The organism is Natranaeroarchaeum sulfidigenes, from assembly GCF_017094485.1.
GTDB lineage: Archaea > Halobacteriota > Halobacteria > Halobacteriales > Natronoarchaeaceae > Natranaeroarchaeum > Natranaeroarchaeum sulfidigenes.
In genome coordinates this window covers 631,578-642,593 of record NZ_CP064786.1, presented here as the reverse complement: position 1 = coordinate 642,593, position 11,016 = coordinate 631,578, and the positions used below count along the sequence as shown (strand labels likewise).

General features: G+C 61.6%; 16 protein-coding genes. 8 read left to right on the top strand and 8 right to left on the bottom strand.

All coding sequences use genetic code 11. The features are described from left to right. Positions 1-46: 46 nt before the first annotated feature. Positions 47-718, bottom strand: coding sequence for a cupredoxin domain-containing protein (locus tag AArcS_RS03260; RefSeq protein WP_238478993.1), 672 nt, complete (start codon positions 716-718; stop codon positions 47-49). Between the two features lie 119 nt (positions 719-837). Here AArcS_RS03260 and AArcS_RS03255 point away from each other — a divergent pair, with 119 nt between their 5' ends. Genes AArcS_RS03255 through AArcS_RS03245 form a run of 3 tightly spaced genes read left to right on the top strand, consistent with a single transcriptional unit; the run spans position 838 to position 3,096 of the window. Then, positions 838-2,232, top strand: a complete 1,395-nt coding sequence (locus AArcS_RS03255; RefSeq protein ID WP_238478992.1) for an adenylosuccinate synthase — start codon at positions 838-840, stop codon at positions 2,230-2,232. A gap of 45 nt (positions 2,233-2,277) precedes the next feature. Further along, the gene (locus tag AArcS_RS03250; RefSeq protein WP_238478991.1) at positions 2,278-2,466 is read left to right on the top strand and encodes a methytransferase partner Trm112; all 189 of its coding nucleotides are present in this window, start codon (positions 2,278-2,280) and stop codon (positions 2,464-2,466) included. 45 nt (positions 2,467-2,511) lie between these two features. Further along, positions 2,512-3,096, top strand: a complete 585-nt coding sequence (locus AArcS_RS03245; RefSeq protein WP_238478990.1) for a DUF7524 family protein — start codon at positions 2,512-2,514, stop codon at positions 3,094-3,096. 26 nt (positions 3,097-3,122) lie between these two features. Here the strand turns inward: AArcS_RS03245 and AArcS_RS03240 are convergent, their stop codons facing one another. Together AArcS_RS03240 and AArcS_RS03235 are read right to left on the bottom strand one after the other, a co-directional pair. Next, the gene (locus AArcS_RS03240; protein WP_238478989.1) at positions 3,123-4,196 is read right to left on the bottom strand and encodes a DR2241 family protein; all 1,074 of its coding nucleotides are present in this window, start codon (positions 4,194-4,196) and stop codon (positions 3,123-3,125) included. Continuing rightward, positions 4,196-5,080, bottom strand: a complete 885-nt coding sequence (locus AArcS_RS03235) for a CbiX/SirB N-terminal domain-containing protein (protein WP_238478988.1) — start codon at positions 5,078-5,080, stop codon at positions 4,196-4,198. Before AArcS_RS03235 ends, AArcS_RS03240 begins: the two co-directional genes overlap by 1 nt. A 100-nt stretch (positions 5,081-5,180) precedes the next feature. Between AArcS_RS03235 and AArcS_RS03230 the strand changes: the two genes are divergently transcribed. Both AArcS_RS03230 and AArcS_RS03225 read left to right on the top strand, forming a co-directional pair. Further along, entirely contained in the window at positions 5,181-5,678 is a 498-nt protein-coding gene (locus AArcS_RS03230; RefSeq protein ID WP_238478987.1) for a DUF7523 family protein, read from the top strand. An 89-nt stretch (positions 5,679-5,767) separates the two neighbouring features. Further along, a complete protein-coding gene (locus AArcS_RS03225) occupies positions 5,768-6,277 on the top strand; it encodes a DUF555 domain-containing protein (protein ID WP_238478986.1) in 510 nt (169 codons plus the stop codon). A gap of 115 nt (positions 6,278-6,392) precedes the next feature. Here AArcS_RS03225 and AArcS_RS03220 read toward each other — a convergent pair whose 3' ends face one another. Further along, positions 6,393-6,626, bottom strand: coding sequence for a UPF0058 family protein (locus tag AArcS_RS03220; protein WP_238478985.1), 234 nt, complete (start codon positions 6,624-6,626; stop codon positions 6,393-6,395). A gap of 196 nt (positions 6,627-6,822) precedes the next feature. Here AArcS_RS03220 and AArcS_RS03215 point away from each other — a divergent pair, with 196 nt between their 5' ends. After that, on the top strand, positions 6,823-7,227 hold the full coding sequence (locus tag AArcS_RS03215) for a translation initiation factor IF-2 subunit beta (protein WP_238478984.1): 405 nt from the start codon (positions 6,823-6,825) through the stop codon (positions 7,225-7,227). Here the strand turns inward: AArcS_RS03215 and AArcS_RS03210 are convergent, their stop codons facing one another. From AArcS_RS03210 to AArcS_RS03195, 4 genes are all read right to left on the bottom strand, one after another. Beyond that, positions 7,228-7,407: a DUF7836 family putative zinc-binding protein gene (locus AArcS_RS03210; protein ID WP_238478983.1), complete on the bottom strand. Its 180-nt coding sequence runs from the start codon at positions 7,405-7,407 to the stop codon at positions 7,228-7,230. A 96-nt stretch (positions 7,408-7,503) separates the two neighbouring features. Beyond that, positions 7,504-7,770 carry an elongation factor 1-beta gene (locus tag AArcS_RS03205; RefSeq protein WP_238478982.1) on the bottom strand — a complete coding sequence of 89 codons (267 nt, stop codon included), beginning with the start codon at positions 7,768-7,770 and terminating at the stop codon, positions 7,504-7,506. A 2-nt stretch (positions 7,771-7,772) separates the two neighbouring features. Beyond that, on the bottom strand, positions 7,773-7,952 hold the full coding sequence (locus AArcS_RS03200; RefSeq protein WP_238478981.1) for an HVO_2753 family zinc finger protein: 180 nt from the start codon (positions 7,950-7,952) through the stop codon (positions 7,773-7,775). A gap of 49 nt (positions 7,953-8,001) precedes the next feature. Then, positions 8,002-9,243, bottom strand: a complete 1,242-nt coding sequence (locus AArcS_RS03195) for a tripartite tricarboxylate transporter permease (RefSeq protein ID WP_238478980.1) — start codon at positions 9,241-9,243, stop codon at positions 8,002-8,004. A gap of 142 nt (positions 9,244-9,385) precedes the next feature. On the opposite strand from AArcS_RS03195, the gene moaA reads away from it, so the two are divergent. After that, positions 9,386-10,381, top strand: a complete 996-nt coding sequence (moaA, locus tag AArcS_RS03190) for a GTP 3',8-cyclase MoaA (protein ID WP_238478979.1) — start codon at positions 9,386-9,388, stop codon at positions 10,379-10,381. A 45-nt stretch (positions 10,382-10,426) separates the two neighbouring features. Beyond that, positions 10,427-10,954 (top strand): redoxin domain-containing protein, encoded by a 528-nt coding sequence (locus tag AArcS_RS03185; protein WP_238478978.1) that lies wholly within the window; start codon positions 10,427-10,429, stop codon positions 10,952-10,954. Positions 10,955-11,016 lie beyond the last annotated feature (62 nt).

Here is an 11,016-nt window from a genome sequence, read left to right as displayed (position 1 = left end):
GACTGTATCCTTTCTCGTGGTGGTAGTTAACACGTTCGGTCCTCGGTCAGGGTTCCTCCTCGTACTCCGTCCCGTACTTGATGAAAAAATAGGCCATAAACGTGACGACCACCAGCGCAGCGATGGTCGCGACTGCAAGTGTAATCGCGTCTCCTGGTATGACCGGCAGGGCAGTGCCGTTGTCACCGTTCGTGGTCGCTCCCTCTTCGAGCTGAATCGTTCCAACCATCCCGACAGAGAGGTGTGGGTCACAGTGAAACTCGTAGGTGCCCGGTACCTCGAACGTGAACTCGTACTCGAATCCTGTATCCTCGATCGGATCATGCCCCTCCCAGTCGGCCTCGTCAGGCTGGGAGTCGACAGCAATGTTGTGGGTATCGGTGATCCAGACGAACTCGACGGTGGTCCCGGGCGGGATCACAAGTGGGCTGTCGGTGCCCGGTTCGTACGCGAAATCGACGAGTTCGACAGTTACTGTTTCTCCGTCCTCGCCGTTTTCTGCGTCGTCAGGTTCTTCGTCACCGTCCTCTTGTTGTGCGAGAAGTGTTGTGGACGTACCGATCCCACCGCCAAGAACCGCTCGCCGACTTACGCCGCTGGTTTCGGCCCCATCGCACCGTTCGCCCTTTGCTCTCGTCTCGACGACGGGGTCGGTCATCCCGACGTGGCTCTGGCCTGGAACGTCGTCACTCCGCGACAGTCGCTGTTGTGCCATCATCGTCCCCAAGTAGGGCTATGCTAACATGAAACATAAGCGTGCACGCGCCACAGGAGATTCGCGTCCGAACCACACAAACCGTAATCGGTTTATCGGGAGCGATAGAACCCGACTGTGTTATGACCGTAACCATCGTCGGGTCCCAGCTCGGCGACGAAGGCAAAGGTGGCGTCGTCGACCTCTACGGCGACGCTGCCGACGTAATCGCCCGATATCAGGGTGGCGACAACGCCGGCCACACCGTGGTCGAGGACGGGACCAAGTACAAGCTCTCGCTCGTTCCGAGTGGAGCGGTTCGTGGAAAGGTCGGGGTGCTCGGCAACGGCTGTGTCGTCAACCCGAAGACCCTGTTCGACGAGATCGATACGCTCCGCGAGCAGGGACTCGATCCGGACGTCCGCGTCGCGCGTCGTGCACACACTATTCTCCCCTATCACCGCGTGCTCGACAACATCGAGGAGGACGTCAAAAGCGACACCGACATCAAGGTCGGCACGACCGGCCGAGGCATCGGCCCAACCTACGAGGATAAAGCGGGACGTCGGGGCATCCGCATCGGCGATCTGCTCGATCCCGACGTGCTCCGAAAGCGGTTGGAGTACGTCGTCCCCCAGAAGCGCGCGCTGATCGAGGATGTTTACAACGTGTCGCTTGCCGACGTCGACGACGTTATCGAGGGCGTTGACGTGCAGAACGCCTTCGACGTCAGCGCGCTCTACGAGCAGTACCGACGGTTCGGCGAGCGCCTCGACGAGGAGAACATGACCGTCGCAGCAGGTGAGTTCCTTGCCGAGACGATCGAGGACGGCGGCGAAGTGATGTTCGAGGGCGCGCAGGGCACATCGATCGATATCGACCACGGAAACTACCCGTACGTCACGTCCTCGAACCCGACCGCGGGTGGCGCGGCAGTCGGCACCGGTCTCGGCCCCACGACCGTCGGGCAGGGCGAAGTCATCGGCATCGTCAAAGCCTATCTCTCGCGCGTGGGGTCGGGGCCGCTCCCGACCGAGCTGGGCGACGTCGACGAACAGATCGAGGGCACCGGCGAGGGCGAGGAGTACGAACTCGCCACCTACATCCGCGAGGAGGGCGGCGAGTTCGGGACCGTCACTGGCCGCCCACGCCGGGTCGGCTGGCTCGACATGCCGATGCTCCGTCACGCCGCCCGCGCGAATGGTTTCACCGGACTCGCGGTCAATCACATCGACGTGCTGGCCGGACTCGACGAGGTGAAGGTCGGCCACACGTACACGGTAGACGGCGAAGAGATCGATACGATCCCGGCAACGACCGAGCGCTGGGAACGCTGTGAACCGAACCTGAAAACCTTCGAGGGGTGGGAGGACGTCGACTGGGGCGACGTTGCCCGGGAGGGCTACGAGGCCGTCCCCGAGAACGCGAAGACCTACCTCGAGTATCTCAGCGAAGAACTCGACACGCCGGTCTACGCCATCGGTGTCGGACCGGGCCGCGACGAGACGGTCGTCCGCGAGAACCCCTTCGAGAACTGACCGCAAACCCGCACGTTTTTCTCCCTCGCATCCAACCAGTAGAACATGAAAGAGTCGCTGCTCGACATCATCTGCTGTCCGCTCGACAAAGCTGAACTCGAACTGGAGGTCCACGAGCGCGAGGGCGAGGAGATCCTGGAAGGCTCGCTGACCTGTACCGACTGTGGTGAAACCTATCCGATCGAGGACGGGATCCCGAACTTGCTGCCGCCGGACATGCGCGAAGCGGCCTGAGCGTCGGTGTCAACCTTTTTACCCTCTCGCTGCAACCGGTGAGATGTGTCCGACGACCTCCGCGTCCATCTGAACCGCGACGAACGTCACGCCATCGAGCCAGTGGAGTCCTCACTGGCGGTGGCGGAGGGCTTCGAGGTCATTATCGAGAACCATGGCGACGCATCGCATGTCAACATCGGACTCGGCGGTGACCTCGCCGCTGGCGGTGCGGTCGCGACGCCGAATCCCTTTGTCCCCACCGAGGAGACGATCCGCATTGCTGTCGACATCACGACTGCCCACCGACCGCTGGAAGGTGTACTGACGATCTCGACGGGATACGGACAGACACGGGTCGAGCTCCCGATCTCCGTTGTCACCCCCCAGCAGACGGGCGTCGACGCGGCTCCGACCCCGAAGAGAGCGAACGGTAGTGGCACCGGTGAGACGGTGCCACTGAGCGACCTCCAGAATCTCGTTGATAGCTTCGACGACCCGGGGACGATCGCGCTAGTCGCGCTGGGTGTGCTTGCGCTCGTGCTCGCGGTAGCTACCGCTTTGCTGATCGACAGCCTCGTGGTCGTGCTCGCCGTGATACTGGTCGTCCTCGCGGTTACCGGGAGCGTCGCTATTGGATTGCAGTCGTAGTGTTACAGGACGTATGGGCCAAACGACTACTCCTCGACTTCGTGAGCAGCTAGCTCGCCGTCCTCGTCGAACCGTTTGGCTCGCAGATAGCGCGCACGATATCGGTTGGCCCCCTTGTAAACGTCGGCCTCGCGGATCTCGTCGACGCGACCCTCCGCGACCGTGTCGATGATCTCCTCGATCTGTCGGAGTTCGCTCAGCGTTAGATCGATCTGGAACGTCTTTTCCGACTCGTTTTCGAGCGTCGTCCACTTGCGCGCCGCGGCGACGACGAGCGAGCACGGCTCCCGACACGGGTACTCGCCGTCCCCGCCGTCCGCGGCGAGGTGGTCATCCTCGGCGTACTGCCACTCACGGCGTTTGGTACACTGGGAGTCGACACAGCAGGCCTCGGCGATACACTCGACTGCCTCGCGGTCGAGTTCCTCGATAATCTCGTAGATGCCCGTCTGTCGTTCTGCAGTGTCGCGCCAGTGGGTGATATCCAGTTCACCCTCGCGCTCGCGGTGCCAGTTCGGAACGGTTGCAGGATAGATATACTCGACCGTCTGGAGCACGTCCGGCGCGTCGAGCGCGGGAAAGACCCAGCCGGACTGAAGCGTCGGGGCGGTTTTGAGGGGTCGATAGCGCCCGTCATCGTCGTATGTCGTGAGATCACGCGCAGAAAGCGGGTCGTCGTAGGTATCGAGGTCCGCGGCGTCGTGATCCACGTCGTCGACGTGTCGTACGTCGTACTGTCTGATCCCGTCCTCGCCGACCGTGGTCGTGATCGCCAGCTGTCCCCAGTGACAGGTCACCCCGTCGTCCAGTTCAGCGTAGCGTGCCGGTGGAGCGAGTCCATCCGCGTCTTCGAGCCACTGCAGGAAGGCCAGTCGGTCCGCTTTCGTGGTGTCAACGACGTGGGTCCAGTAGTACCAGTCGGTGACGTATGGCGAGTGCTCCGTGGCGACTTCGTGGAGCTCGCTCTCGGTGAGTTCGGAGAACTCCTCGTCGAGGATGTGGAAGGCATACTCCTCCCCGTGTTGTTCCACGGTCAGCGCCTCGAAGTCGATCCCTTCCTCGGCGGCCGATAGCAGGGCGTCAAACTGTGTTGCGTTCATCAGTCACCCGCCACCGGCTCGTCGCTCGTCTCCTCGCGTACCTGTTCGATAGCTGTTCCGACGTCCGCTCCGGCGTCCGCAGCACGTTCGAGCACTACGTCGGCCATCAGCGCCTCCGTGCCAACCGCGCCGGAGTACCAGAGGCGGTGACCGTTGACCTCGCCCGGGACCGGATAGCCGGTCCGGTAGTCGTCGGTCAGCCCCATGTCTTCGGGGATGTCCTCCTGGGTGTGGAAGCCATCCGCGATGAAGAGAGGCACGACGACGATATCTCTCGACTCGAAGAAATCGGTGACGTCGTCGACTTCGGGCTCCTCGTCCATGAAGACGGACTGGACCTCGTCGAACCGGCCGCGCTCGCGGATCGCATCGGCGTGATAGTAGATCGCCTTCGCGCTGTTCTCGTTGCGCTCGGTTCCATGACCGACGACCGCAAGGCCGAACCCGTCGTCGATGCTCGCGTCGTGGCCGGCAGTAACCGACTCGGCACGCTGGACGATCACATCCGACATCGCTTCGTGAGTGCCGACCGGGCCGCAGTAGTGGATCGTCTTTTCGACATCGCCCGCTCCAAGCGTCGCCTGTGTGGCACTGACGCCGTCTTCGGAGTCCCACTCGTCGACATCCCAACCGTCCAGCCGGAGCTCACGGGGGATTACCTGCTCGGTAAAGTATCCCTCGCTAATAAACATGGGCACGACGTACACTTCGTCGCTCTCGACGGTGCGAAGTACTTCCCGAAAGCTCGGTTCTTCCTTCCAGAAGGCCTCTTTGACCTCGTCGAACGCGCCTGTCCCGCGGATCCGATCCGCGTGATCGTACGTGGGCGTACTGGAGTCGGGATTCAGGTGCGAACCGTGTGCGACGATAACCAGCGCTTGCATGGACGACGCTCAGGCCCGAACTCTCTTAGGGACTTCGGCTGCGGAATCACTCGCAGTGAGGGCCCTATGACTTAATTTGCCGGGGGCCGTCCAGAGCGATATGTCACTCGCAGAGCAGACTCGATCGGCCGTCCGCGAGCAGCCGTTCCTCTTCGATGCACTTCGGGCAGGTGTGCTCAACTATACTGCGGCCGCCCGGTTTCTCGAAATCGACGGTGACGAAGACGCGATCGCAACCGCGCTTCGGCGCTTCGGTGAGGAGCTGGAATCGTACGACGAGGAGTCGGTTCACGCGACAGTGACGATGCAACGACGAGTCGGGATCACCGAGGCTCCGAATCCCGATGCGTTGCTCCAACTCGGCGATGTCGGCGTGGAGCCGGATGGACCGCACACCGCCATCTCGGCATCCGGCGATGTGCCACCCGGCGCGCTGGGGTGCATCTGTCAGCGCCTCCGTGCAGCAGGGATCGAACTTGCCGCGGCCGCGGGTGTCGGCGGCGAGCTCTCGCTAGTCGTGGACAACGACGACGCGGTCGACACGCTCCGGATCGTTGAGGATGCGGTCGGGTCGCTACCGGTCCAGAACGGGGACTGACCGGGCAGTTCGTAAATAGAGGTGTTCTCGGAGGGGATGAGATCAGGGCTAACCTTCATACTGTTTCGATCCGAAGGACATAAACGAGCATGAACTGCAGAGTTGTCGTCGAGGCTGCCGTGCCGGTATACGACGTGGAAACGCCTGACGAGGCCGTTCGGATCGCCATCTCGAAAACGGGTGCGATGCTCAACCCGGACCTCAACTACGTCGAAATTGACATGAGCGACCGCGCGTGTCCGCACTGCGACGGTGAGCTCGAACCGGCGTTCATCGCTGCCGACGAGGCGCTGGTCGCCCTCGAACTGGAGATGACCGTGTTCAACGTCGAGCGCGAAGAGCACGCCTCGCGGATCGCCCGCAAGGAGATCGGACAACGTCTCGAAAACATCCCATTGGAAGTGCTCGAAGTCGAAACGATCGAGGAAGGCGACGAGGAGGATGAGGGCCAGGCCGATAGCGGGAACGGGGACGAGCATGACGGCGACAACGGCGGGAGCCAGCAGGGCACCGAGAACGACGACCCCGACGAGCGACGAGCTGCCGAGTCATCCGATGACGAAGAGATCCTCCCGGAGTTCGAGGACCTGATCGAGTAGCCAATCAGCGCGAAACTCTGCACTCGACAGTATTGTATTCATCTGCGTGCGCAACGTTCGACGAGCGCACCGCTAGGGAAGTGTGGCTTCAGGGAGGATCGCAATTGGAGAGATCTCAGTCGGCGGTCGCAGGAACGGCTTCGGTTTCTTCTTCGAGATCAGAGGTAATACAGTTCGCAAGCGCAAAGACAGCGGCCTTGTGATCGGTTTTCGATTTGTGGATGGATGTCGGTCGTACACCGAGATCCTCGTAGTCGGAGTAGTCGAGCGAAAGCTCGTTGTACTCTTCGTAGTTGTTGGATACTTCTGCGAGCAGTCCGTGAAGGTGAATGAGCTCCTGCTTCTTCATGGGCACATACGTCTATAGAGTGCAGGGTTATATTATTATCCTGAGAGCCGTTACCACATGTCTTCGTCCCGAACGGTACGCTCAGCGTTCGGATACGCAGTTCGCCCCCGTGCTGTCAGGCGTAAGCTAAACTTACTGGTAACGAATACGTGCGAGGTACTGAACGTTTTTGTTCTTTTGTTAGCTAGAGCCGGATATGGACTACGAGAAGCAACTCGACCGAGCGATCGAAAAAACACCGGACATTACTGATGAGTCTGGCCGATTCAGTATCCCTGACCCGACTGTTCGGGAGGAAGGTTCGACAACGGTGTTCGAGAACTTCCAGTCCACGGTCGATCGGTTCGGGCGCGAGGACACTCACGTGATCAAGTTCCTGCAAAGCGAGCTTGGGACAAACGGCGAGATCGACGAAAGTGGCCGAGCCCGACTCACCGGATCATTCCGTGAGACACGCATCTCTGACGCACTCGACGAGTACGCCGAAGAGTTCGTGCTCTGTAACGAATGTGGGCTTCCGGACACCCGGTTCGAGCGCGAGCGGGGCGCGCGGGTGCTTCGCTGTGAGGCCTGTGGCGCGATCTCACCGACCGGAGAGTAGCTACTCGAACTGCTGGAGCGTCTCCAGATCCCGATCGGTACGCATAAATTCCGCGAGCTGACGGCTCGCGTGGCAGTTTGGACAGTGAAACAAGTCCCGCGAGTGTGGAAGTCCGCTCACGGCCGACTGCCAGTTTTTACCACATTCCGGACAGAGAAGTCGTGCGGACGCTTCGTCCATGAGAATGGTGTACACATAGCAGTGTCATAAAGATTGTTCCCCGCCAGCAATCACGTGACTGCTGGATGCAGCGAGGTCGGAAAATCGAGTGTCGTCCTAGATCCGGCCGACGTTCTGGACATCGACGCTTTCGACGCCCTCGACAGTAGAGAACGCTTCCTCGACAGCTTCGGTACCGCCCGCATCGTCCGGAACGATCACGGTCGGAATGAGCGCAACGAGACCGAACGCGACGTCGTCACGTTCGACGCCGTTGATCTTCGCGCCCTCGGGCAGAGAGCTTTCCAGACGGTCCTGAAGTTCGTCCAGGTCGATCTCGGGGCTCTGTGGCATGACCTTGACAGCGGCGGCGACTTTTCCCATGGTTACGGCCCTCGGAACCCGCAGTCCGGGCATTCATACAGGTTGCTCTGTTTGCGGCACTTCGCACAGCGGACGATCTGGGCACCGCAGTCCGGGCACTTGAACGACGCAGCGCTCGTTCCTGCGATGTTGATCCCGCACGAGACGCACTTTTGGGCTCGCGCCTTCTGGGACTTGCTCATACACCTTTGTATCCCGTCACCGCTTTTAACCGTTTTCTTCTGGACGCGGCTAGAGGCTCAGTACCAGCGGCCCGATCAGTACGCCCATCAGGTGAACACGGCGAGCGCCGAGATGTGGCGGGACGAGCCCTATCAGCGTCGCGACGACGAATGCGGCGATTCCAGTTGGTCCGGCAAGCAATGCAGAGAGAACGACCAGGAGCGCGATAACGCTCACGGAGAGTACCCGGTAATCCATCTTTCCGACGACCTGCAGGTACCAGTCGCCGACGGTGAGCACGATGAGAAAGCCGATGATCCCCGACAGCGCGACTGCCGCCAGCAACAGGGGAAGTTCAACCGGTGCCCCCGTTTCCTGATATGCGACCATCACGCCGGTTCGTGGCTGTCCGATCGCCGAGAGCGCAAAGAGCGCAAAGATCGTGTTTGCAGTATCGACACCACTCGTGGCGACCACGTACCCCCGATCGTCGACACCGCCCGGCAGGAGGGCAAGAACGGCGACTGCGGCGATAGCGGCCGAAATTCCGGGCAGGTACCCAACGACCGCACCTGCAAGCGTGCCCGCAGCGGCAGTCGCCAGCACTCTCCGGCGTGTCGATCGTATCTTCGGGTCCTGCTGGTCCGGGATACCGCCCCCAGCCATCGCATCGAGCAGGATCGGTGCGCCAAACAGCCCCGCGAACAGCGGCGCGAGCATCCCCCCAGCGTCCAGCGGTGCGGCTGGATCGATCGAGAGTGTCACCGCGCCGAGTGCTGCGCTTGCCCCGATCCCAACTGCCCCACCGATCTGCGCGCGACGCGTCGGTTCGGCGACGATCATCGCCACGACGACAGCCACCAGAAGCAACTCCATATGGGCCATAATCGCCGGGTAGTTCGACTCCATTCCACGAGTGATCGGGAAGGCCAGGACTGCCCCACAGCATACTGCCAGTAGACTACCGAGTGCCGTGAGTCGGATCGCCTCCTCCCCGCGGCCCTGCTGGACCAGACGGTGTGCGGGCAGCGTGGTCACTGCGGTCTCGGCGTCAGGCACCCCCAGGGCGAGCGCTGGTACGGCGTTGACAAACGTGTGGACGACGCCCGCCGAGAGCATCGCCACGCCGACCAGTAGCGGAGATGCCGGGACTGCGGGCGCAAACGACGCCAGTACGAGTGCGAAGTTGTTGGCGTGCAGGCCAGGGATCAGCCCGCTAATCGCCCCCATCGTTGAACCGACGCCAATGCATGCGAGCGTGAGAAGCGTCAACTCGGGGTCAAGGACGGGCTGTACTCCCAGCGGTTCCATCGTGACTCTCTGGCCGCCCGATCACGTATGAACGTCCGGCCGCTCGTGTCCCGAAGCGGCTTCGAGAGATGTAACCACAAACAGTTACAGTAGTCCGAAATCCGACAGTGGTTTTAAGCACTATCCTCTCGAAGGAGGACGTATGTTGACCGACGGGTTCGGCAGGGAGGTCTCCGGCGTCCGGATCTCCCTGACCGACCGTTGTAACTTCGATTGCGTCTACTGTCACAACGAGGGGCTGGGAGATACTCGCGGGCCGATGGAGCCACAGGACGATGAGATGAGCGCCGACGACGTGGTCCGGTTTCTGGAAGTAGCCAGCGAGTTCGACGTGCAGAAGGTCAAATTCACCGGTGGCGAGCCGATGCTCCGACAGGACCTCGAAGATATCATCCGACGGACGCCCGACGAGATGGAGGTCTCATTGACGACGAACGGGACCTTCCTGCCCGGCCGTGCGCCCGACCTCGTCGATGCCGGACTCGAACGGGTGAACATCTCACAGGACTCGATGGATTCCGAAGATTTCGCCGAAGTGACAAAAAGCGGCGCGTTCGATCGAGTGCTGGAGGGCGTGGACGCCGCCCTCGAAGCCGGACTCCATCCAGTGAAACTGAACATGGTCGTGTTCGAGAAAACGGCGGGCTACGTCCCCGAGATGGTTGAGCACGTCGCCGAAAACGACGGCCTTCAGCTCCAGTTGATCGAGTATATGCCTGAACTGGCTGGACATCCGGAATGGGCTATCGAGATCGAACGGGTCCACGAGTGGCTCGCCGAGCAAGCCGAGGAGATCGAGATCCGCGAGATGCACGGACGCAAGCGCTACTGGATCGGCGGCAACGCTGATGCCGACGAGCCAGACGATGGTGCCGGAATGGTCGAGATCGTCGATCCCGTCGGCAACGAGTCGTTCTGTCGGAACTGCCACCGGGTACGCGTGACCCACGACGGCTATCTCAAGGGCTGTCTCAACCGCAACGACGACCTGCGCTCGATGGGCGAGATGACGAAATCGGAGATCCGCGAGCAGTTTCGTGAGACGGTCGACAATCGGGTTCCTTACTACGGCGAGTACATGATAGAGAACGAAGAGGGCGAGTGGGAAGTCAACGAGAAGTACCTTCAGACCGTCTGATCGGCCGACCGCTAGACTTTTTCGGCTGACCGTCGGAGTGAGTGTATGATCTCGCCCGGTCAGAAAGCCCCTGATTTCTCTCTTCCAGGCGTCATCGACCGCGAGCCCGCGATCTACGATCTCCATCAGTTCATCGACGACGTCGAGGCTGTCGTCCTCGCCTTCGCCCCATCGGCACACGCGCCCGTCTGTGAAGACGACCTGCGCGCACTCGGAGAGTCGGGGTGGGACGACCGCGGCGACCTGCTCGTATGGGCAATTACAGGAGACTCGTTGTTTGCGAACGCCTCGGCTGCACGGCGACTCGGGATCGGTTTTCCCGTCATCAGTGACTTTCACGCCGGGATCGCCGATTCCTACGGCGTGAGTCTTGACGACTGGCACGGCCACCGCGACATCCCCGGCCGGGCGTTGCTGGTGGTCGATTCCGGGTGGACCGTCCGCCACGCCTGGTCGCCGTCCGATCCGTTCGAGGTCCCCCGTGGGTCGCCGTTCGCAGCGGTCGCCGAGGCGCTGAACGAGTGTGGCGTCGACGTCACCGCACCCGAGGTCGAGGATCGCGTCGACCACTGAGTTGGGAATCGATTCCCTCCCGACGGTAACAGACGGCACATATTAGTGCCGATACCGGTTAC

What these genes read in the sequence shown, in the direction of transcription:
- AArcS_RS03250 (WP_238478991.1), top strand. Translation starts at nt 2,278, where the DNA reads ATGAAAGAGTCGCTGCTCGACATCATCTGCTGTCCGCTCGACAAAGCT.
- AArcS_RS03195 (WP_238478980.1), bottom strand. Translation starts at nt 9,243, where the DNA reads ATGGAACCGCTGGGAGTACAGCCCGTCCTTGACCCCGAGTTGACGCTT.
- moaA (WP_238478979.1), top strand. Translation starts at nt 9,386, where the DNA reads ATGTTGACCGACGGGTTCGGCAGGGAGGTCTCCGGCGTCCGGATCTCC.
- AArcS_RS03185 (WP_238478978.1), top strand. Translation starts at nt 10,427, where the DNA reads ATGATCTCGCCCGGTCAGAAAGCCCCTGATTTCTCTCTTCCAGGCGTC.
- AArcS_RS03210 (WP_238478983.1), bottom strand. Translation starts at nt 7,407, where the DNA reads ATGGACGAAGCGTCCGCACGACTTCTCTGTCCGGAATGTGGTAAAAAC.
- AArcS_RS03240 (WP_238478989.1), bottom strand. Translation starts at nt 4,196, where the DNA reads ATGAACGCAACACAGTTTGACGCCCTGCTATCGGCCGCCGAGGAAGGG.
- AArcS_RS03260 (WP_238478993.1), bottom strand. Translation starts at nt 718, where the DNA reads ATGATGGCACAACAGCGACTGTCGCGGAGTGACGACGTTCCAGGCCAG.
- AArcS_RS03215 (WP_238478984.1), top strand. Translation starts at nt 6,823, where the DNA reads ATGGACTACGAGAAGCAACTCGACCGAGCGATCGAAAAAACACCGGAC.
- AArcS_RS03225 (WP_238478986.1), top strand. Translation starts at nt 5,768, where the DNA reads ATGAACTGCAGAGTTGTCGTCGAGGCTGCCGTGCCGGTATACGACGTG.
- AArcS_RS03230 (WP_238478987.1), top strand. Translation starts at nt 5,181, where the DNA reads ATGTCACTCGCAGAGCAGACTCGATCGGCCGTCCGCGAGCAGCCGTTC.
- AArcS_RS03220 (WP_238478985.1), bottom strand. Translation starts at nt 6,626, where the DNA reads ATGAAGAAGCAGGAGCTCATTCACCTTCACGGACTGCTCGCAGAAGTA.
- AArcS_RS03255 (WP_238478992.1), top strand. Translation starts at nt 838, where the DNA reads ATGACCGTAACCATCGTCGGGTCCCAGCTCGGCGACGAAGGCAAAGGT.
- AArcS_RS03235 (WP_238478988.1), bottom strand. Translation starts at nt 5,080, where the DNA reads ATGCAAGCGCTGGTTATCGTCGCACACGGTTCGCACCTGAATCCCGAC.
- AArcS_RS03205 (WP_238478982.1), bottom strand. Translation starts at nt 7,770, where the DNA reads ATGGGAAAAGTCGCCGCCGCTGTCAAGGTCATGCCACAGAGCCCCGAG.
- AArcS_RS03200 (WP_238478981.1), bottom strand. Translation starts at nt 7,952, where the DNA reads ATGAGCAAGTCCCAGAAGGCGCGAGCCCAAAAGTGCGTCTCGTGCGGG.